This is a genomic window from Mycobacterium sp. Root265, assembly GCF_001428895.1.
In the GTDB taxonomy this organism is placed as follows: Bacteria; Actinomycetota; Actinomycetes; order Mycobacteriales; family Mycobacteriaceae; genus Mycobacterium.
In genome coordinates this window covers 308,281-327,058 of sequence record NZ_LMJA01000002.1, presented here as the reverse complement: position 1 = coordinate 327,058, position 18,778 = coordinate 308,281, and the positions used below count along the sequence as shown (strand labels likewise).

Here is an 18,778-nt window from a genome sequence, read left to right as displayed (position 1 = left end):
TGGGATGAGAACGCTTCTGCTGCTGCGTCACGCCAAGTCGGACTACCCCAGCGGCATCGGCGACCACGGCCGCCCGCTGGCCCCGCGCGGCATCCGGGAGGCCGGGCTGGCCGGTGACTGGCTGCGGGCCGAGGCGCCACCCATCGACGCGGTGTTGTGCTCGACGGCGACCCGCACCCGACAGACCCTGGAGCGGACCGGGATCGAGGCGCCGGCGCGCTTCGTGGACCGGATCTACGACGCGACGCCGGGCATCGTCCTCGGCGAGATCAACGGCGTCGCCGATGATGTGCAGACGCTGCTGGTGATCGGACACGAGCCGGTGATGTCGGGGCTGGCACTCGCCCTGGCCGATGACCACAGCGATGCCGACGTGGTCGCGGAGATCGAATTGAAGTACCCGACTTCGGCGCTGGCGCTGCTACGGGTGCCGACAACCTGGCGTGACCTCGAGGTCGGCGGCGCGCAACTGGCGGGATTCCACGTTCCGCGCTGATCCCGCCGCTGACTAGGAGTTGGTGGCGAGCGTCAGTTCCATCAGCTTGATGGCCATCGCGCAGGCGTCGATACCGGGAGCCTGCGGATTGACCCACCAGCCGACGACACCGCTGGCGTCGCTGGCCACCCCGCACGCCCCGTTGGCGGCCGGGTTCTTCATCACGATCGACTGCACGCCGGCGACCCGGCGATCCTCGATCGGGAACTTCATCACCTCGGCGGCCTGGCGTTCGTTCTCCAGGTCCCCGAGCTCGAACCAGAACCTGGTGATGTCGACCAGCCCGGCCGGGTTGGCCGCCTGCCAGCGGCACACCGCGCCCACGAACGTGCTCTGGATGTCCAGCGGATCGGCGCCCACGGTCTCGGCCAGGATGTCCTCGGTCAGGACGTCGCATTCCTTGAGCAGGTTCGGGTAGGTCTTCTCCGAGTCGTTATTGCGCGGCCCGGCGCCGCCGGAACCGGCCTTGATCGCCGACCCGTCGACCGCACGCGAGCAGCCCTGCACGCCGATCACCATGGTCAACGCGGCAAGCAGCGCAATCACCACGGTCAGCGGACGTTTCACGGCGCGGCGCATCATTTGGCGTTCACAATCGACTGGCGGGTGAGTTCCTTGGCGACTTCGCAAGCATCCGGGTAGGGCTTCTGGGCGAAGCTGACCGACCACTCGATGAAGTCATCGTCGAACTGGATGCCGATCTCGCACAGGCTGGGCCCGAGCACCAGGTCTTCGCCGATGGCGATGAATCCATTCTGGCCCTCGATGCTGATGTCCTCCACGCTGGCGCGGGACAGTTCCTCGGTCTTGCGTTCCCGCCCGATGGGGCTGCCCCGGAAGTGGGTGAAGGAGAAGTGCGGGCCGACGATGCCGCCGCCGGCCAGCCACTGGCAGCCCACCGAGGTGCGGGCCGTGTTCACCAGCCCGACGACCTCGGTCAGCTGCGAGATGGTCTGGTCGGTGATGCCGCCGCATTCCGGGAAATCCGGGCCGTGCTGAGCGGCCGGCGCCGCCTCGGTACTCGGCGGCACCGAGGGTGTGGCGGGGTCGTCGGAACTGGAGCAGGCTGCCACCACGGGGAGCACCGCAGCGGCGGCCACCAGCATCTTCGCTGCACGAGTGAGCCGTCCGTGAGGGACAGCATGGCCGCTTCTGGGGGTCACGACATGCACTGTAGCGGCCGGTCGGCACGGAACCGTTGACATACCGACTGACCTGCCTTTTCGTGTCCCGGTCCCACACCGGGTCCTACAGGTGGGTGTGCGACAGTAGCCAGATGTTGCTCGCCCTGCTGCGCCGGTATGTGCAGCCGTACCGGGGGTTGCTCTCCGTGGTGGCGGGCCTGCAGGTGATCAGCACGCTGGCCTCGTTGTATCTGCCGACGGTGAACGCCGCGATCATCGACGAAGGCGTTGCGGTGGGCGATACGACGCGGATCGTGCACCTCGGCCTGGTGATGCTGGGGGTCACCGCACTTCAGGTGGTGTGCGCCGTCGGCGCGGTGTTCTTCGGGTCGCGGGCCAGCATGGGGTTCGGCCACGATCTGCGGGGCGCGATGTTCTCCCACGTGCTCGGCTTTTCCGCGGTGGAGACCGCGCGGTTCGGGACACCGACACTGCTCACCCGGACCACCAACGACGTTCAGCAGATCCAGTTGCTGGTCCAGATGACGAGCACCATGCTCATCACCGCGCCCATCATGGGCATCGGCGGTATCGCGATGGCCATCCACCAGGACGCCGGGCTGTCCTGGCTGCTGCTGATCAGCGTGCCGATCCTGGCGCTGGCCAACGGGTGGCTGGTGTCGCGGCTGATGCCGATCTTCCGCACCATGCAGCGCGTCATCGACAACATCAACCGGGTGATGCGCGAACAGCTTTCCGGGATCCGGGTGATCCGGGCCTTCGCACGCGAACCCCTGGAACGCAGCCGGTTCGACGAGGCCAACCGGGCGCTCACCGATACCGCGCTGAGCGCCGGGCGCTGGCAGGCGCTGATGCTGCCGGTGACGACGCTGGTCATCAACATCTCCAGCGTCGCCCTCATCTGGTTCGGCGGGCAGCGCATCGACGACGGCCAGATGCAGGTGGGTTCGCTGATCGCGTTCCTGGCCTACTTCATGCAGATCCTGTACGCGGTCCTGCTGGCCACCTTCCTGGTGGTGCTGCTGCCCCGCGCGTCGGCGTGCGCCGAGCGGATCACCGAAGTGCTCTCCACCGCACCGGAGATCACGGCACCGCAGGACCCCGCCCCCGCTCCCGTCGCCGGCGAGGTGCACCTGGCCGGCGCCACCTTCAGCTATCCGGGCGCGGATCGCGCCGTCGTGCAGGATGTTTCGTTCACCGCCGGGCCCGGCACGGTGACCGCGATCGTCGGGAGCACCGGTTCGGGCAAATCCACCCTGATATCCCTGATCAGCAGGCAGTACGACGTCACGGCGGGAACCATCCGCCTCGACGGCGTCGACGTGCGCCATTTCGATCCCGAAGACCTCTGGGCGACCGTCGGATTGGTGCCGCAGCGCGGGTACCTGTTCTCCGGCACCGTCGCCGACAACCTGCACTACGGCAGGGCATCGGCGACCGAGGACGAGATGTGGGACGCGCTTCGGGTAGCGGCCGCCGACGATTTCGTGCGCGCTCATCCCGACGACCTGCAGATGCGCGTCGCGCAGGGCGGGATCAACTTCTCCGGCGGCCAGCGGCAGCGACTTGCCATCGCCCGCGCGGTGATCCGGCGACCGGCGGTCTACCTGTTCGATGATGCGTTCTCGGCACTGGACGTGCACACCGACGCCCGGGTGCGCGCCGCACTGCGCGAGGTGTCCGCGACAGCGACGGTGATCATCGTCTCGCAGCGGATCTCGACGGTGGCGCAGGCCGATCAGGTGATCGTCATCGACGACGGCCGGGTGGTCGGCGCGGGCACCCACGAGGCGCTGCTGACGGACTGCCCCACCTACGCGGAATTCGTGGACTCGCAGTCGGTGCGGGGATGACCAGGCCGATCCGCGGTATGGCGGAACCCCCGGCGGCACGGTCGCGCGATTTCACGGGCGCGGCGGTCCGGCTGCTGAAACGGCTGGCCCCGCAACGCAGTCTGACCGCACTGGTGATCGCGCTCGCCGTGGGCGGTATCGCGATCGGTGTGATCGGGCCGCGCATCCTCGGTCACGCCACCGACCTGTTGTTCAACGGGGTGATCGGCCGCGAGTTGCCCGCCGGGCTCAGCAAGGATCAGGCCGTCGAGGCGGCCCGGGCCCGCGGTGACGGAACCTTCGCCGATCTGCTCTCCGGGATGAACGTGGTGCCCGGCCGGGGGGTCGACTTCGCCGCCGTCGCGCACACCCTCTCGCTCGCGCTGGGTCTGTATCTGGTTGCCGCGCTGCTGGTCTGGTTGCAGGCCCGCATCCTCAACGTGGTGGTGCAGCGCACCATGGCGGCGCTGCGCACCGAGATCGAGCACAAGGTGCACCGACTGCCGTTGTCCTATGTCGACGGCCGGCAGCGCGGCGAACTGCTCAGCCGCGTCACCAACGATGTCGACAACGTGCAGTCCTCGCTGGCCATGACGATCAGCCAACTGCTGACCGCGTTGGTGACGGTGCTGGCCGTGCTGGTGGCGATGCTGACGATCTCGCCGCTGCTGGCTCTGATCACGGTGGTGACGGTGCCGCTGTCGCTGCTGGCGACCCGCACCATCGCCCGTCGCTCACAGAAGCTGTTCGTGGCGCAGTGGACCAACACGGGCCGGCTCAACGCCCATATCGAGGAAACCTACAGCGGATTCACCGTGGTGAAGACCTACGGTCACCGTGCCGCGGCCGCCGAACGGTTCACCGAACTCAACGGTGAGGTGTACCGCGCCAGTCTGGGCGCCCAGTTCCTGTCCGGACTGGTCTCGCCGGCCACCACGTTCATCGGCAACCTCAGCTATGTGGCGGTCGCGGTCGTCGGCGGTATCCAGGTCGCCACCGGTCAGATCACGCTGGGCGGCATCCAGGCGTTCATCCAGTACGTTCGCCAGTTCAACCAGCCGCTGACGCAGGTCGCATCGATGTACAACTCGCTGCAGTCCGGGATTGCCAGCGCGGAGCGGATTTTCGACCTGCTCGACGCGCCGGAAGAGTCGGCCGAACCCACCGCCGCCGCGCCGGCCTCCAGAGCAGGTCGCGTCGAGTTCGAGCATGTCTCGTTCGGTTACCGGCCCGACACCCCGGTGATCGAAGATCTGTCCCTGATCGCCGAGCCCGGCTCGACGGTGGCCATCGTCGGCCCGACCGGTGCGGGCAAGACCACGCTGGTGAATCTGCTGATGCGCTTCTACGACATCGACGCGGGCCGGATCACGATCGACGGGGTGGATATCGCGTCGCTGCCCCGCCAGGTGCTGCGCGCCCGGATCGGCATGGTGCTGCAGGACACCTGGTTGTTCGGCGGCACCATCTACGACAACATCGCCTACGGCCGCCCCGACGCCACACCCGACGAAGTGCACGAGGCTGCCCGCACCGCGCACGTCGAGCGTTTCGTGCAGACCCTGCCCGACGGGTACGACACCCGGGTCGGCGATGACGGTGGCGCCATCAGCGCCGGTGAGAAACAGCTGATCACCATTGCCCGGGCGGTGCTGGCCCGGCCGGCGTTGCTGATCCTGGACGAGGCGACCAGTTCGGTGGACACCCGAACCGAATTGCTGATCCAGCAGGCGATGGCCGAATTGCGGCGGGACAGGACCAGTTTCATCATCGCGCACCGGCTGTCCACCATCCGCGACGCGGACCAGATCCTGGTGATGGAGGCCGGGCGCATCGTGGAGCGGGGCACCCACACCGAACTGCTGGAACGCCACGGCGAGTACTGGGCAATGTCGGTCGAGGCGAGTGCAGCGCAGCGCAGCGACGGGAAGTAGCCGAGCCCGATCAAGCACCCTGCTCAATTCCAATCCCCGGACAGCGCCGGAACCCGTTGGGCAGTATGGCGATATGGCCGACACCGTGCACACCTTCTGCCGGTACTGCCTGGCAACGTGCGGCGTGGAGATCACCGTCGAGGACAACCGGGTCCGCAAGATCGCCGCGGACAAACTCAACCCGCACAGCTGGCACGATTTCTGCGCGAAGGGGCGCACCGCGGCCGCAGTGGTCGAGCATCCGCGCCGCGTGGTGGCACCGATGCGCCGGGACGGCGACCGCTACGTCGAGGCCTCGTGGGACGAGGCGTTGCGCGACATTGCCGACCGGATGAACCGTTTGATCGACGCCGACGGGCCGGACGCGGTCGGCGCCTATTACGGGAACCCGGCCGGCTACTCGTCGTCGAACCTGGTGTTCATGAACGGCTGGCTGGACGCGGTCGGTACCCGCAATCGCTATGCCGTCGGGTCGGTGGATCAGAATGCCGTCCACGTGGTCGCGCAGTCGATGTACGGATCGGCCCTGATGGTGCCGGTCTCCGATATCGACAACTGCGACTTCTTCCTGCTGGTCGGCGCGAACCCGGCTGTCAGCGCCTGGAATTGGCTGGAGTCCGCGCCCGGCGGGTGGCGCCGCGCACTGGATCGTCAGCGGCATGGCGCGCGCATCGTGGTGGTCGACCCGGTGCGTACCGAGTCCGCAGACAAGGCCGACACCCATCTGGCCGTGCACCCGGGCCAGGACTGGGCGCTGCTGCTGGCGATGGTCAAGGTCATCCTGGACGCCCGCCTCGAACACGTGGGTGACTGTGCCGACCTGGCTTCCGGCATGCCGGAGATCCGGGCGCTGGTGACCGCGTGCGACCTCGCCGATCTGGCCGCCCGCTGCGATATCCCCTGCGATGAGATCGCGCAGTTGGCACGGGATTTCGCTGCGGCGCCCGGTGCGATGGTGATCACCCGGACCGGGGTGTCCCTACAGGAGACCGGCACCGTCGCCGAATGGCTGGGGCATGTGCTCAACGTCATCACCGGCCGGATGGACCGGCCCGGCGGCCGCCGGTTCGAACCCGGCTACGTCGACACGCTTCGACTGGCCGGTCTGGCCGAGACCGCGCCGCACCGCAGCCGGGTGGCCGGGCGCGAGATGGTGGCCGGCGCCCACGCGCTGGCCGAACTGCCCGATGAGATCCTCACACCCGGGCAAGGACAGATCCGGGCGTTGGTGATCAACTCCGGCAACCCGGTGATATCCGGTCCCGACGGCGCCCGGCTCGATTCCGCCCTGCAACAGCTGGATCTGTTGGTGGCCATCGATTTCGTGCAACGCGAGAGCCACCGTCACGCGCATTGGCTGCTGCCCGCGGTGCACTGGTTGGAGCGCGACGACCTGTTGGCCTTCACCAGCAGCATGCACGACGAACCGTTCGTCCAGTTCGGTGCCCGGGCCGTCGACCCGCCGCCGCAGGCCCGTGAGGAGTGGCGGATCTTCGTCGACCTGGCGCTGGCGATGAAGCGGCCGCTGTTCGGTGCCCGCGGTCTCAACGGTTTCATCCGGTCCAGCCGGCGGGCCGCCGCTGCGACCGGACGTCCCGGCCTGGCGTTCGGTCCGCACTGGATCAACCGGCTGATGATCGCGACGTCCCGGAAGGTCAACGGCCGCAAGCTGAAATGGCGGGATCTGCGTGACAATCCGCACGGCCTGGTGCTGGGGCCCCGCGAGTTCGGGCATTTCCGCGCCGCGCTGCGGACCCCGGACAAGAAGGTGCAGGTGGCACCGGCGGAGTTCGTCGCGCGCACCCGCGAGCTGCTGGCGGGCGCCGGCCCTCGCACGGAGCCGGACTTCCCTTACCTGCTGGGCAACCGGCGCAACCGGCACGCGATGAACTCGTGGCTCAACGAACTGCCCGGCCTGCATCCGTCCGGAAAGCGCAACGTCGTCTTCGTCCATCCAGAGGATGGGGCCGCACTCGACATCGGTGATGGCGACACCGTGCGGGTGACGTCGGCGGTCGGCTCGGTCGAGATCACCGCAGCGCTGTCGGACCGGCCCCGCCGTGGTTTGGTGGTGATGGAACACGGTTGGGGTTCGGGGGTTTTCGATCCACGCTCCGGTGCGGCGCCGCAGACCTACGGCGTGAACCGCAATCTGCTGGTCGACGGCGCCGCCCTGGATCCGTTGTCGCAGACCTCGGCGCTGGGCGGCACCCACGTCGCCATCGAGCTACTTCGGCGCGCTGACGTTCGCTGAGCGAGCGCCGACATCACTACAGGTTCGGGCCCTCCGCGCGCACATCGTCGACCGCGGTCATGGCCTCGCGCAGCTTGGCCAGCCATTCCTCGGTGTGCTCGCCGACCAGTTTCACCGACCACGCCAAGGCATCCGAGCGTGAGCGGGCGACACCGGCATCGACCAGGGTGTCGAGCACCTGGCGCTCCGGTTGTTTGAGCCTAGTCATCACCGGGACGGCGATATGGGTGAACAGGGTGCGTTCACCGCCGGCCTGCACACCCCACGAGACCTTGCGACCGAAGCGATCCTGGGCCTCGTCGGCGATGCGCATCCGCTCGCCGCGGGTTTCCTCGCGGAACTTGGCGACCCGGCCGGAGGCCCGGGCCACACTCTCGTCGCCGTCGGATTCGGGTAACTGCCCGATCACCGTGATTTCTTCGCGATCGACCACAACGGTCGGATCACCGGCGAACCAGCCGTCGGGCAGGCGCCCGGCGAACCAGTCCGCGGCATCGGTGACGGCGTCGGCGGAGCCGCGCCGCCCGTGCTGATGATGTCTCATGATTACATGATTACACCGTTACAACGCGCGGTGGGCAGTGTTCTCACACAGCGAAAGCCCTGATGATCGGTGCTAGCGCTTTCTGAGCAGGGCCACTCCGCCGCCCAGCACCAGCGCGACCAGCAGCAGTCCCGCCCAGCCGGCACCGGCCAGCCACCAGACGGCGGCCACCGCGAGGATCGCCGGCGATGCCAGGAACAGCACCATCCCCGGATGCTCCTTGACCACTGCCAATGCGCTCTTCGCCCGGACCCGGTCGATCTCGTCACCTGCCATACATCCAAGAATGCCAGCCTAAGGTGATCCTGTACGCATCGAATCGGCTGAGTTGTTGAGGAGTACACGGTGAGTGGTCAATGGTTGCGCGACCCCGAGGGCCGCTTCGAGTACCGCTGGTATGACGGCCAGAATTGGACCGATCAGGTATCCCAGCAGGGGCAGGTCCACACCGCGCCGCTCGGCGGCGCACCGGCGCAGGCGCCGCCCGCCCAGCAGTTCGAACCCCAGGGTGCGCCGCAGCAGGCGGCCCAGCATCATGACCCTCAGGGCCAGGCACCCCAGCCCCAGGGCGACGGCTTCGCCGGCATCAGCGGCGAGTTGATCGACGGCCGGTTCAGCGAGAAGGAATCCAAGGCGATCGCCCTGCAGAACGAGCGGCTGCTGCGCGTCCGGCTCGGTGAGCCGTTCATGGCGCGGCAGGGCTCCATGGTCGCCTACCAGGGCAATGTGGACTTCGCCTTCGAGGGCGGCGGTGCCGGGAAATTCTTGAAGAAGGCGCTGACCGGCGAGGGGCTGCCCCTGATGCGCTGCCAGGGCCAGGGTGACGTCTTTCTCGCCGAGCAGGCCAATTACGTGCACCTGCTGCAGCTGACCAACTCCGGGCTGTCCATCAGCGGCAAGAACGTGCTGGCCTTCTCGGCGAGCCTGGACTGGAACATCGAGCGGGTCAAAGGCGGCAGTATCGCCACCGGCGGACTGTTCAACACCACGCTGCGCGGCAGCGGGTGGGTCGCCCTGACCACCGACGGCCCCCCGGTGGTGCTCAATGCCGCCGAGGCGCCGACCTTCGCCGACACCAATGCGGTGGTGGCCTGGTCGGCGAACCTGCAGACCCAGCTCAAGACCAGCTTCAAGGCCGGCGCCCTGATCGGTCGCGGGTCCGGCGAAGCGGTGCAGGTCGCCTTCCATGGACAGGGCTTCGTGATCGTGCAGCCCTCGGAGGGCATCACCTACCCGGTGCAGTAACGCCTAGAGCGAGTCGAGGATCGCCTTCATCTCGTCGATCTCGTGCTGCTGGCTGTCGATGATCGCCTTCGCCATGGTCTTGGCCGGCTCGAACTGACCGCCGTCGAGCACGCTCTTCGCCATCGTGATCGCGCCCTCGTGGTGACCGATCATCTGGTTCAGGAACAGTGTGGTGGCCTCTGGGCCGGAGGCCGCCTTGAGCTTCTCGATATCGGCGGGCGCCACCATGCCCTCCATGGAGCCGTGGTCCATCGCCGGCATCGGCGGGTTACCCCAACTGGTCAGCCAGCCCTGCATCTGCTCGATCTCGGGAGCCTGCGCCGCCTTGATCTCCTTGGCGAGTTCGGTCACGCGCGCGTCGACATCGTCCTTGGCCAGCAGGATGTCGGTCATCTCCACCGCCTGACTGTGGTGCGGGATCATGTGCTGGGCGAACATGACGTCCTCGTTGTTGTGCGCCGAGGCGCCGTCGGCGGCCGGCCCCGGGCTCGCACCGCTGCCGTTGTGACTGGTCCCGTGATCATGGTCGGTATGACCATCCCCGCCGGTCTGAGCCGACTGATCGGTACAGCCGGCCAGCAGCAGCGCGGCGACCGCGGCTGTCGCGATCACCTTTGCCGGTGTGCGCATCATGTGTTCCTCCTCGCAGAACGAAGCTATTTACCCATACCCCCTACCGGTATATCATGGCGGCATGAGCATGGTTCTTGAGGTCCAAGGTATGAGCTGCGGCCACTGCGTGTCGGCGATCACCGCTGCGGTCACCCCATTGGCCGGCGTCACCTCCGTCGATGTCGACCTGGCCGGCGGCAAAGTCACCGTGGACGGTAGCGCCGATGTCGGCGCCGTCACCGCCGCGATCGAGGACAGCGGATACGACGTGAGTCCCGCCCTGTCAGCATGAGCACTCTGACGCTCGACGTCGGCGGCATGACCTGTGCGTCGTGCGCGGCGCGAATCGAGAAGCGACTCAACCGTATCGACGGTGTGCAGGCCAGCGTGAACTTCGCCACCGAGCAGGCCCGGGTGGATTTCCCCGACAGCGTCTCACCAGAGGACCTGGTGGCCGCGGTCGAGGCGACCGGTTACACCGCGGCGCTGCCGCCCGAAAACGACGCTGCTCCCACCGAATCCGACGAGCCCGACGAGTCGGCGCCCTGGCGTCAGCGGCTGCTGATCTCGGCGGCACTGGCCGTACCGGTGGTGCTGCTGTCGATGGTCCCGCTGCTGCAGTTCGACAACTGGCAGTGGCTGGCCTTCACACTGGCCTCACCGGTCGTGGTGTGGGGCGCCTGGCCGTTCCACAAGGCGGCCTGGACGAATCTGCGCCACGGTGCGGCGACGATGGACACCCTCATCTCGGTGGGTGTGATCGCCGCCTACGCATGGTCGGTGTGGGCGCTGTTCTTCACCCACGCCGGCATGCCAGGGATGAAGATGCCGTTCGAGCTGATCTCCACCAGCTCCGAGCCGCACCTCTACCTGGAGGTCGCCGCGGCGGTGACGACCTTCCTGCTCGCCGGGCGCTACTTCGAGGCACGCGCCAAACGTCAGTCCGGCGCCGCGCTGCGCGCGCTGTTGCACATGGGCGCCAAGGACGTCGCGGTGCTGCGAGACGGGGCGAGCGCAGCGACGGGGGGAAACGCTGCCACCGAAATCCGCATTCCCATAAGCCAACTCGCCGTCGGTGACGTATTCGTGGTGCGCCCCGGCGAGAAGATCGCGACCGACGGCGTGATCACCGCGGGCAGATCCGCCGTCGATGCGTCGATGCTCACCGGGGAGCCGGTGCCGGTCGAGGTGACCGAGGGCGACAACGTCGTCGGTGCGACGGTGAACGTGGGCGGGCGTCTTGAGGTGCGCGCCACCCACATCGGGGCCGACACCCAGCTCGCGCAGATGGCCCGGCTGGTCTCCGAGGCACAGAGCGGCAAGGCCGAGGTGCAGCGTCTCGCCGATCGGGTCTCGGCGGTCTTCGTGCCGATCGTCATGGTGCTGTCACTGCTGACCCTGCTGGGCTGGTTGATCTTCGGTGACGGATCGGTCGCTGCCGCGTTCACCGCCGCTGTCGCCGTCCTGATCATCGCCTGCCCCTGCGCGCTGGGCCTGGCCACGCCGACGGCGCTGCTGGTCGGCACCGGCCGCGGAGCGCAGCTGGGCATCCTGATCAAGGGCCCGCAGGTGCTCGAGTCGACCCGCCGGGTCGACACCGTCGTGCTCGACAAGACCGGGACCATCACCACCGGTCGTATGTCGGTGGTGGCGGTGTATGCCGCCGACGGCGAAAACCCGGACGCCGTACTGAGATCGGTCGGCGCCCTGGAGAACGGCTCCGAGCATCCGATCGCCCGTGCCATCGCCGGCCACGCCGCCGAACGCGGGCCGCTGCCCGAGGTCACCGACTTCGAGAATCACGGTGGCCTCGGGGTGACCGGGGTGGTGGACGGCCGGGCGGCCGCCGCCGGACGGGTCAGCTGGCTGCGTGACGACTGGTCGTTGACGACGCCCGGGGAGCTGGTCCGGGCCGCCGATGCGGCCGCCGAACAGGGGCAGACGCCGATCTGGTTCGCCACCGACGGTCAGATCCGTGCCGTCGTCGTGGTCGCAGACACCATCAAGGACAATGCCGCCGAGGCTGTTTCGGGTTTCCGGGCGCTCGGGCTCACCCCGGTGCTGCTGACCGGCGACAATCGCCGCGCCGCGGAATCGGTGGCCGCGCACTTGGGTATCGAGCGCGTGGTCGCCGATGTGCTGCCTGCGGGCAAGGTCGACGAGATCAAACGCCTGCAGGCCGATGGCCGGGTGGTCGCCATGGTCGGCGACGGCGTCAACGACGCCGCGGCACTGGCGCAGGCCGATCTTGGGCTGGCCATGGGGACCGGCACCGATGTGGCCATCGAGGCTTCGGATCTGACGCTGGTGCGCGGCGATCTGCGCGCCGCCGTCGACGCCATCCGGTTGTCGCGGGCCACCCTGGGCACCATCAAGGGCAACCTGTTCTGGGCGTTCGCCTACAACATCGCCGCCCTGCCGCTGGCGGCCGCGGGGCTGCTCAACCCGCTGATCGCCGGTGCCGCGATGGCCTTCAGTTCGGTGTTCGTGGTGACCAACAGCCTGCGGCTGCGCCGCTTTTCGGCCGGCTGAGCGCGACACTGGACATCACGGCTGACCCGACACGTACCGTGCCCGGAACAACTTCACGTCGTCCCTGATGCCCTTGAGTCGTTTGGCACCGGCGAAGGACCATTCGATCCCGGAGTCGTCGCCGACCGCGTCCCGCACCGCTTCGGTCGCCAGGACGGCACCGGGCCGGGCCGCGCCGGTGACCCGGCTGGCCAGGTTGACCGGGCTGCCGAACCAGTCGCCGCTGCGGTTGACCGCCATCCCGGACGCCAGACCGACTCGTAGCCGAGGGAACTCGTCGTCGGCGCTCGCGGCTTCCAGCAGCGCCAACATCGTCGTCAGCAGGGCCAGCGGCTCCGGACTCACCAGCATCACGGCGTCACCGATCGACTTGATGAACCGCACCGGCGGCGCCACCACGTCATGGGTGGCCTCGACGAGGCGGTTCGCCAGCCCCTCCAGTTCCTCCGGCGGCACCGCCTCCCCCAGCTTGGTGAAACCGACCAGATCGGCGAACGCGACCGTTACCTCGCGCGCACCAGGAAGGGGGCGACCCGCGGCCCGCTCCCCCGCGGTCACCGCGTCCGTCTCCATGGTGCGCCGCAGCTCCAGCCGCAGCATGTCCTCGATCATCGGGCCGAGCAGCGGATTTACCTGTCGCAACAATGCTTCGGAGGCGACTGCGACGTCGAGCTCACTGACACCCGGCGCCATCACCGCCGCCATCGAGGTGAACCGCATCGCCTCCGCCGTCTTCGACAACCCGTCCGCAAGCGCCCGGACGACCAGAACGATATTGTCCTCATCGATGCCCATGTCAACGAAATGTCGTGCATAGCTGGCAATCTCACCGTCGACCCGCAGATGCGCGGCTTCGTCCGGGTCGTCCACCCGCGGCAGGCCGAGCGCCCGCTGGATACGCTGCAGCAAATCCAGATTGATTCCGGTGCTGTCGCTGATCTCGCGCGCGGATACGTAGTCGCCGTCGTCGCCGAGGATCCGTCGCGATGCCAGCAGCACCGGCTCATCGGAATCCCGGATCTGCTCGATCGTCACACCCTGGTCGAGCAACCACGGGATCAATTCGGCCCGGTCGGCGCGGGCCCTGCCCTCCAAGCCGTCCAGCAGACCCGAGGCCTCGATATCGAAGTCGCTACCCACCGGGCCAACCTATACCGGCGGGCAGGCATCATCGGGTCGGTGAACGAATTGCTGCACGGACTGCCGCCGATCGTCGGTGCCGACCCCACCGTGCTGATCCTGGGCAACATGCCCAGCGTGATGTCGCTGGCATCGGGGCAGTATTACGGCAATCCGCGCAACGCCTTCTGGCCGGTCATGGCCGACATCCTCGGATTCGACGGCGCAGCACCGTACGAACAGCGGGTTTCCGAACTCGCCGGACACCAGATCGCGGTGTGGGATGTGCTGCGGTCCTGCCGTCGCGCCGGCAGCCTGGACGCCGCGGTGGAACGGGACAGCATGGTGCCCAACGATTTCGGCGCATTTCTGCGGGATCGTCCGCAGATCGATCTACTACTGTTCAACGGAGCCGCCGCCGAGGCCAACTACCATCGCCTGGTGCGCGCCGCCCCCGCGGTCCGCAGCCTCCGGCTGCCGTCGACAAGCCCGGCGCACACCATGCGGTTCGCCGACAAACTCGCACATTGGCGGGCGGCGCTGCGGCGTTAGGCCAGCCGGTCGACGGCGTTCTTGGCCTCCCGCAGACCCATCCCGGTCTCGTCGCGCAGCAGCTTGATCGCCGCAATCTTGTTGCCCTGCAGGGCCAACTGGCGCACCATCTCGGTGACGCCCGACCGCGGGTCACCGATCTCCGAGCCGGACGTCTCGGTGAGCTCCCCCGACTGCCGATAACCGGTGTGCAGCGCCCGCTCCAACGCGGCGACGCGGCGCTCCAACTCCTCGACCCGGCGGTGCAGATCGTCGTCCGAGCCACCGAACAGTCCCATGGCCGAACTCTAGAGGACGCGCAGCGGCTACCGTGGCGGCATGTCCTGCGTGTTCTGCGCCATCGCCGCCGGTGACGCCCCTGCCATCCGTATCCACGAGGACGAGGACCTGCTGGCGATCCTCGACATCCGGCCGTTCACCCGCGGGCACACCCTGGTGTTCCCCAAGCAACACGCGGTGGATCTGACCGACACCCCGCCGGCGACGGTCGCCGCGATGGCCGTCCTCGGGCAGCGCATCGCCCGCGCCGCCCGGGCCTCGGGGCTGCACGCCGACGGCAACAACATCGCCATCAACGACGGCAAAGCGGCGTTTCAGAGTGTGTTCCACATCCACCTGCACGTGGTGCCCCGGCACGACGGCGACAAGCTGGCCTTCGCCAAGGGCATGCTGGTGCGCCGCGACGCCGATCGGGAAGAGTCCGGACGGCTGCTGCGCGCGGCACTGGCGCAACTCGACGAAGCCGCGCAGGATTGAGCCCATGGGTATGCCTCCGTGGGAGCGTTACATCGGCCTCCCGATGCTGTTGCTGCACGACAAGCTCTACAAGGCGACCGACGGGCGGATCGGGCACACCATCCCGTTCGGTCCGCCGGCGCTCATCCTGCACACCGTGGGCGCCAAGACCGGGCAGCAGCGCGCGAACTCGCTGACCTATGCCCGCGACGGCGCCGACTACCTGGTGGTGGCCTCCAAGGGCGGCGAACCCAAGGCCCCGGGCTGGTATCACAATCTGAAGGCCAACCCGCAGGTCGAGATCAACGTCGGCCCGAAGCGGTTTCCGGTGACCGCCAGGGCGGTGTTCCCCGACGATCCCGACTTCCCGCGGTTGTGGCGGATCGTCAACGACATGCGCGGGAACAAGGACCGCTATATCGGTTACCAGAAGCGCACCACCCGCCCGATCCCGGTGGTGGTGCTCTCGCCCTAGAGCAGCTCTTTGGCGAGCAGTTCCAGCGTCAGGTCCCGGCCCGGCGCGGTGCGCACATCGGTGCCCCGGAACGCGGAGGCCACGGGTGAGACCATCACCTCATCGACATCGAATTGTGCTGCCACCGACCGGATCTGGTCGGCCGCCTCGGCCGGGTCACCCACCACGGTGCGGGCCAGACCCGAGTCGACGATCAGCTGTTCCTGCGCGGCGAGCTGCGCGGCTTCGGCGTCCTCGACGAGATCCAGTGGGCCGAGGGTGCGACCGGTGCGCAGCCGGGCCATCATCTGCAGGTTGGGCAGCAGCAGCCGCAGCGCCTCGTCGCGGGTATCGGCCACCGACGCGTTGATCGTCATGAAGGTGGTCGGTTCGGCCAGCAGCTCACTGGGCCGGAACTCGGCGCGGTAGGCGGCCAGCGCCTCGGCGGTGCCCTGCCCGGAGAAGTGGTTGGCGAACACGTAGGGCAGGCCCTTGGCGGCGGCCAGGTGTGCCGAGTACATCGACGAACCCAGCAGCCACAGCCGGGGCTCGCCGACCGCGGCCGGGGTGGCCTTGAGGACGTATTCCTGCTGGGCCAGCATGCCGCGGGACAGTTCGACCCGGGCTCCGCGGGTGCTCATCAGCGCCGCGACGTGGTCGAGGTATTCGGGGAAGCGCTCGATGTCCTCGTCGTTCTGGGCTCGGGCACCGCGCAGCGCCATCGACGTCACCGGGTCCGACCCGGGTGCACGCCCGATCCCCAGGTCGATACGGCCGGGGGCGGCGGCCTCCAGCAGGGCGAACTGCTCGGCGACGGCCAGCGGCGCGTGGTTGGGCAGCATCACCCCACCCGAGCCGAGCCGCACCTGGGAGGTCTGAGCGGCCAGGTAGGCCAGCACCACCGGCGGGCTGGTCGCGGCGACCGAGGCCATGTTGTGGTGCTCGGCCACCCAGTACCGGGTGTATCCGAGGTGGTCGGCGGTCTGAGCCAGTCGCACCGTCGCCGCCAGCGCATCCGAGGTGCTCTGATCGCTGCGGACCGGGACGAGGTCGAGAACGGAAAGACGCATTAAGGTTGCAACGCCCGCGGCGCCCCGTTCGTTCCCAGGCCCCGCGATTTCCGCACGATTCGTAACGCTGAGCGTCACTACTTGTGCGCAAGTCCAGCGGCGAGGGTGAAGACGTCGTCGAGCATCGCCGGGGTGAGCCGGCCGGTGAACATGTTCTGCTGACTGGGGTGGTAGCAGCCCACCAGGGTGAGCCCGGACGGCAGCGGATAGCGCACCGCATGCCCGAACACCGGTTTCGGTTGCCCGGCAAGCTGATCGGCCAGCATGCCGAGCACCACCTGCCAGGCGAACCCGCCGAGCGCCACCACGACCCGCACATGCGGGGACACCAGCTGCCATTCGGCCTGCAGCCAGGGTGCGCAGGTGGCCCGCTCGGCCGGGGTGGGCTTGTTCGCCGGCGGCGCGCACCGTACCGGCGCCACGATACGAACCCCGTTGGCGCGCAGACCGTCCGCGGCATCCACGCTCAGCGGTGAGTTCACCAGGCCGGCCCGGTACAGCGACGCGAACAGCTGGTCCCCGGACCGGTCACCGGTGAACACCCGGCCGGTGCGATTGGCGCCGTGCGCGGCCGGCGCCAGCCCGACGATCAGCACCTTGGGCCGGCGCGCCCCCCACCCCGGGACCGGGCGCCCCCAGTACGGCTCCTCCGCGAAAGCCCGCCGTTTGGTGTCCGCCACCTTCTCGCGCCACTCGACCAGCCGCGGGCAGGCCCGGCACACACTGGTCTCGGCGTCCAGCTCGGCGACGGTGCTCAGTCGGCCCGCCAGATCGGCCACGTCGGCCCCGTCGTGGGCGACCGGGGTGTCCGGGCGGGCCGGGTCACCGGGCCATCCCGCACCGGGCGGGACCGGCGACGGGAATCGCCGTCCGGTCCGCGGATGCGGGAGGCGTCGCTCCCCCGGCTGTCCTACAGGCACCCGTCCATCCTGCACCGTCGGGAGAAATTCGATGGTCGCGCCGGTGATCGCGCTGCTAGATTCGCCGCGATACCGATGAACACTCGCAGCCGCGGTCCGGCGTACCTGATCCTGTTCGCCGCCTTGATGGCCGGCGCCGGCAACGGTATCTCGATGATCGCGTTCCCATGGCTGGTGTTGCAGCGCAACGGTTCTGCCGTGGAGGCGTCCGTGGTGGCGATGGCGGGCACCCTGCCGCTGCTGGTGTCCACGGTGATCGCCGGTGCCGCGGTGGACTACATCGGCCGCCGCCGCGTCTCGATGATCTCCGATCTGCTGTCGGCGCTGTCGGTGGCCGCCGTCCCGGTGGTGGCGCTGATCTTCGGAGTCGACGCCATCAACGTCGCGGTGCTGGCCGGACTGGCCGCGCTGGGTGCGGCATTCGATCCGGCCGGTATGACGGCCCGGGAAACCATGCTGCCCGAGGCGGCAACCCGGGCGGGCTGGACGCTGGACCACGCCAACAGCGTCTACGAGGCCGTGTTCAACCTGGCCTACATCGTCGGGCCCGGTATCGGCGGGATGCTCATCGCCACCCTCGGCGGTATCGAGACGATGTGGGTGACCGCGGCCGCCTTCGGCTGTTCCATTGCGGCCATCTCGGTGCTGAAATTGGAGGGCACCGGAAAGCCCGACCGCAGTGCGCTGCCCGACAAGGTGTGGACCGGTGTCGTCGAGGGCCTGAAGTTCGTGTGGAACCTCAAGGTGCTGCGCACCCTCGCGATCATCGATCTGACCGTTACCGGGCTCTACATGCCGATGGAAGCGGTGCTGTTCCCCAAGTACTTCACCGACCGCAATGAGCCCGCGCAGCTGGGCTGGGTGCTGATGGCGCTGTCCATCGGTGGTCTCATCGGCGCACTGAGCTATGCGGTGCTGGCCACATTCGTCAAGCGCCGCGTCACCATGCTCATCGCTGTCATCACCCTCGGCGTGGCGATGACGATCATCGCGTTCCTGCCGCCGCTGCCGGTGATCCTGTCGCTCTCGGCGGTGGTCGGCTTCGTCTACGGGCCGATCCAGCCGATCTACAACTACGTCATGCAGACCAATGCCCCGGCGCATCTGCGCGGCCGGGTGGTCGGTGTGATGGGCTCGCTGGCCTACGCGGCGGGCCCGCTCGGCCTGGTGCTCGCCGGCCCGCTCGCCGACTCGGCGGGGTTGCAGACGACCTTCCTGGCGTTGTCGCTACCGATGCTGCTGCTCGGCCTGGCGGCCATCGGGCTGCCGTCCCTGCGAGAACTCGACCGACCCGTCGAGCCGGGGCCCAACGCCTGAACTCCGCGTTTACCCTG

Annotated in this window: 20 protein-coding genes; 11 read left to right on the top strand and 9 right to left on the bottom strand. The window is 68.5% G+C overall.

Features of this window, described 5'->3' with window-relative positions; translation table 11 throughout:
* The first annotated feature begins 4 nt into the window (after positions 1 to 4).
* On the top strand, positions 5 to 496 hold the full coding sequence (locus ASE48_RS04825) for a SixA phosphatase family protein (RefSeq protein WP_057165879.1): 492 nt from the start codon (positions 5 to 7) through the stop codon (positions 494 to 496).
* Positions 497 to 508: 12 nt separating this feature from the next.
* On the opposite strand, the gene ASE48_RS04820 is transcribed toward ASE48_RS04825, so the two are convergent.
* Together ASE48_RS04820 and ASE48_RS04815 are read right to left on the bottom strand one after the other, a co-directional pair.
* Positions 509 to 1,015, bottom strand: a complete 507-nt coding sequence (locus tag ASE48_RS04820) for a DUF3558 domain-containing protein (protein WP_442928689.1) — start codon at positions 1,013 to 1,015, stop codon at positions 509 to 511.
* 59 nt (positions 1,016 to 1,074) lie between these two features.
* The gene (locus ASE48_RS04815; protein ID WP_057165877.1) at positions 1,075 to 1,602 is read right to left on the bottom strand and encodes a DUF3558 domain-containing protein; all 528 of its coding nucleotides are present in this window, start codon (positions 1,600 to 1,602) and stop codon (positions 1,075 to 1,077) included.
* 170 nt (positions 1,603 to 1,772) lie between these two features.
* Between ASE48_RS04815 and ASE48_RS04810 the strand changes: the two genes are divergently transcribed.
* The 3 genes from ASE48_RS04810 to ASE48_RS04800 all read left to right on the top strand — a co-directional run bounded on the left by ASE48_RS04810 (position 1,773) and on the right by ASE48_RS04800 (position 7,661).
* Entirely contained in the window at positions 1,773 to 3,494 is a 1,722-nt protein-coding gene (locus ASE48_RS04810) for an ABC transporter ATP-binding protein (RefSeq protein ID WP_057165876.1), read from the top strand.
* On the top strand, positions 3,491 to 5,407 hold the full coding sequence (locus tag ASE48_RS04805; protein ID WP_057165875.1) for an ABC transporter ATP-binding protein: 1,917 nt from the start codon (positions 3,491 to 3,493) through the stop codon (positions 5,405 to 5,407). Before ASE48_RS04810 ends, ASE48_RS04805 begins: the two co-directional genes overlap by 4 nt.
* 73 nt (positions 5,408 to 5,480) lie before the next feature.
* Positions 5,481 to 7,661, top strand: coding sequence for a molybdopterin-containing oxidoreductase family protein (locus tag ASE48_RS04800; RefSeq protein WP_057165874.1), 2,181 nt, complete (start codon positions 5,481 to 5,483; stop codon positions 7,659 to 7,661).
* A 16-nt stretch (positions 7,662 to 7,677) separates the two neighbouring features.
* Here the strand turns inward: ASE48_RS04800 and ASE48_RS04795 are convergent, their stop codons facing one another.
* Both ASE48_RS04795 and ASE48_RS04790 read right to left on the bottom strand, forming a co-directional pair.
* The gene (locus ASE48_RS04795) at positions 7,678 to 8,205 is read right to left on the bottom strand and encodes a hypothetical protein (protein ID WP_057165873.1); all 528 of its coding nucleotides are present in this window, start codon (positions 8,203 to 8,205) and stop codon (positions 7,678 to 7,680) included.
* 72 nt (positions 8,206 to 8,277) lie between these two features.
* On the bottom strand, positions 8,278 to 8,481 hold the full coding sequence (locus tag ASE48_RS04790; RefSeq protein ID WP_057165872.1) for a hypothetical protein: 204 nt from the start codon (positions 8,479 to 8,481) through the stop codon (positions 8,278 to 8,280).
* A 69-nt stretch (positions 8,482 to 8,550) separates the two neighbouring features.
* Here ASE48_RS04790 and ASE48_RS04785 point away from each other — a divergent pair, with 69 nt between their 5' ends.
* Positions 8,551 to 9,450 carry an AIM24 family protein gene (locus ASE48_RS04785; protein ID WP_057165871.1) on the top strand — a complete coding sequence of 300 codons (900 nt, stop codon included), beginning with the start codon at positions 8,551 to 8,553 and terminating at the stop codon, positions 9,448 to 9,450.
* Between the two features lie 3 nt (positions 9,451 to 9,453).
* Here ASE48_RS04785 and ASE48_RS04780 read toward each other — a convergent pair whose 3' ends face one another.
* Entirely contained in the window at positions 9,454 to 10,083 is a 630-nt protein-coding gene (locus ASE48_RS04780) for a DUF305 domain-containing protein (RefSeq protein WP_057165870.1), read from the bottom strand.
* A gap of 61 nt (positions 10,084 to 10,144) precedes the next feature.
* Between ASE48_RS04780 and ASE48_RS04775 the strand changes: the two genes are divergently transcribed.
* Positions 10,145 to 10,354: a cation transporter gene (locus ASE48_RS04775; protein WP_057165869.1), complete on the top strand. Its 210-nt coding sequence runs from the start codon at positions 10,145 to 10,147 to the stop codon at positions 10,352 to 10,354.
* The gene (locus tag ASE48_RS04770; protein WP_057165868.1) at positions 10,351 to 12,594 is read left to right on the top strand and encodes a heavy metal translocating P-type ATPase; all 2,244 of its coding nucleotides are present in this window, start codon (positions 10,351 to 10,353) and stop codon (positions 12,592 to 12,594) included. Before ASE48_RS04775 ends, ASE48_RS04770 begins: the two co-directional genes overlap by 4 nt.
* A 15-nt stretch (positions 12,595 to 12,609) precedes the next feature.
* On the opposite strand, the gene ASE48_RS04765 is transcribed toward ASE48_RS04770, so the two are convergent.
* Entirely contained in the window at positions 12,610 to 13,734 is a 1,125-nt protein-coding gene (locus ASE48_RS04765; RefSeq protein ID WP_057165867.1) for an adenylate/guanylate cyclase domain-containing protein, read from the bottom strand.
* A 39-nt stretch (positions 13,735 to 13,773) separates the two neighbouring features.
* Here ASE48_RS04765 and ASE48_RS33075 point away from each other — a divergent pair, with 39 nt between their 5' ends.
* Complete coding sequence (locus ASE48_RS33075; RefSeq protein WP_057165866.1) at positions 13,774 to 14,265, top strand: DNA-deoxyinosine glycosylase; 492 nt, start codon at positions 13,774 to 13,776, stop codon at positions 14,263 to 14,265.
* Here the strand turns inward: ASE48_RS33075 and ASE48_RS04755 are convergent.
* Positions 14,262 to 14,543: a ribosomal protein L7/L12 gene (locus ASE48_RS04755; protein ID WP_057165865.1), complete on the bottom strand. Its 282-nt coding sequence runs from the start codon at positions 14,541 to 14,543 to the stop codon at positions 14,262 to 14,264. The genes ASE48_RS33075 and ASE48_RS04755 overlap by 4 nt on opposite strands.
* A 40-nt stretch (positions 14,544 to 14,583) precedes the next feature.
* Here ASE48_RS04755 and ASE48_RS04750 point away from each other — a divergent pair, with 40 nt between their 5' ends.
* Positions 14,584 to 15,021: an HIT family protein gene (locus ASE48_RS04750; RefSeq protein ID WP_057165864.1), complete on the top strand. Its 438-nt coding sequence runs from the start codon at positions 14,584 to 14,586 to the stop codon at positions 15,019 to 15,021.
* Positions 15,022 to 15,025: 4 nt separating this feature from the next.
* Positions 15,026 to 15,475, top strand: a complete 450-nt coding sequence (locus ASE48_RS04745; RefSeq protein ID WP_200962071.1) for a nitroreductase family deazaflavin-dependent oxidoreductase — start codon at positions 15,026 to 15,028, stop codon at positions 15,473 to 15,475.
* Here the strand turns inward: ASE48_RS04745 and ASE48_RS04740 are convergent.
* Both ASE48_RS04740 and ASE48_RS04735 read right to left on the bottom strand, forming a co-directional pair.
* Positions 15,472 to 16,524: an LLM class flavin-dependent oxidoreductase gene (locus tag ASE48_RS04740; RefSeq protein WP_057165863.1), complete on the bottom strand. Its 1,053-nt coding sequence runs from the start codon at positions 16,522 to 16,524 to the stop codon at positions 15,472 to 15,474. The two genes, ASE48_RS04745 and ASE48_RS04740, sit on opposite strands and share 4 nt — an antisense overlap.
* Positions 16,525 to 16,601: 77 nt before the next feature.
* Positions 16,602 to 17,444, bottom strand: a complete 843-nt coding sequence (locus tag ASE48_RS04735) for a uracil-DNA glycosylase (protein ID WP_057165862.1) — start codon at positions 17,442 to 17,444, stop codon at positions 16,602 to 16,604.
* Between the two features lie 75 nt (positions 17,445 to 17,519).
* Here ASE48_RS04735 and ASE48_RS04730 point away from each other — a divergent pair, with 75 nt between their 5' ends.
* Positions 17,520 to 18,761, top strand: coding sequence for an MFS transporter (locus ASE48_RS04730; RefSeq protein ID WP_057165861.1), 1,242 nt, complete (start codon positions 17,520 to 17,522; stop codon positions 18,759 to 18,761).
* Positions 18,762 to 18,778 lie beyond the last annotated feature (17 nt).

What these genes read in the sequence shown, in the direction of transcription:
- ASE48_RS04755 (WP_057165865.1), bottom strand. Translation starts at nt 14,543, where the DNA reads ATGGGACTGTTCGGTGGCTCGGACGACGATCTGCACCGCCGGGTCGAG.
- ASE48_RS04745 (WP_200962071.1), top strand. Translation starts at nt 15,026, where the DNA reads ATGGGTATGCCTCCGTGGGAGCGTTACATCGGCCTCCCGATGCTGTTG.
- ASE48_RS04770 (WP_057165868.1), top strand. Translation starts at nt 10,351, where the DNA reads ATGAGCACTCTGACGCTCGACGTCGGCGGCATGACCTGTGCGTCGTGC.
- ASE48_RS04740 (WP_057165863.1), bottom strand. Translation starts at nt 16,524, where the DNA reads ATGCGTCTTTCCGTTCTCGACCTCGTCCCGGTCCGCAGCGATCAGAGC.
- ASE48_RS04775 (WP_057165869.1), top strand. Translation starts at nt 10,145, where the DNA reads ATGAGCATGGTTCTTGAGGTCCAAGGTATGAGCTGCGGCCACTGCGTG.
- ASE48_RS04805 (WP_057165875.1), top strand. Translation starts at nt 3,491, where the DNA reads ATGACCAGGCCGATCCGCGGTATGGCGGAACCCCCGGCGGCACGGTCG.
- ASE48_RS04820 (WP_442928689.1), bottom strand. Translation starts at nt 1,015, where the DNA reads ATGGTGATCGGCGTGCAGGGCTGCTCGCGTGCGGTCGACGGGTCGGCG.
- ASE48_RS04730 (WP_057165861.1), top strand. Translation starts at nt 17,520, where the DNA reads ATGAACACTCGCAGCCGCGGTCCGGCGTACCTGATCCTGTTCGCCGCC.
- ASE48_RS04795 (WP_057165873.1), bottom strand. Translation starts at nt 8,205, where the DNA reads ATGAGACATCATCAGCACGGGCGGCGCGGCTCCGCCGACGCCGTCACC.
- ASE48_RS04750 (WP_057165864.1), top strand. Translation starts at nt 14,584, where the DNA reads ATGTCCTGCGTGTTCTGCGCCATCGCCGCCGGTGACGCCCCTGCCATC.
- ASE48_RS04825 (WP_057165879.1), top strand. Translation starts at nt 5, where the DNA reads ATGAGAACGCTTCTGCTGCTGCGTCACGCCAAGTCGGACTACCCCAGC.
- ASE48_RS04810 (WP_057165876.1), top strand. Translation starts at nt 1,773, where the DNA reads ATGTTGCTCGCCCTGCTGCGCCGGTATGTGCAGCCGTACCGGGGGTTG.
- ASE48_RS04780 (WP_057165870.1), bottom strand. Translation starts at nt 10,083, where the DNA reads ATGATGCGCACACCGGCAAAGGTGATCGCGACAGCCGCGGTCGCCGCG.
- ASE48_RS04815 (WP_057165877.1), bottom strand. Translation starts at nt 1,602, where the DNA reads ATGCTGGTGGCCGCCGCTGCGGTGCTCCCCGTGGTGGCAGCCTGCTCC.
- ASE48_RS04800 (WP_057165874.1), top strand. Translation starts at nt 5,481, where the DNA reads ATGGCCGACACCGTGCACACCTTCTGCCGGTACTGCCTGGCAACGTGC.
- ASE48_RS04790 (WP_057165872.1), bottom strand. Translation starts at nt 8,481, where the DNA reads ATGGCAGGTGACGAGATCGACCGGGTCCGGGCGAAGAGCGCATTGGCA.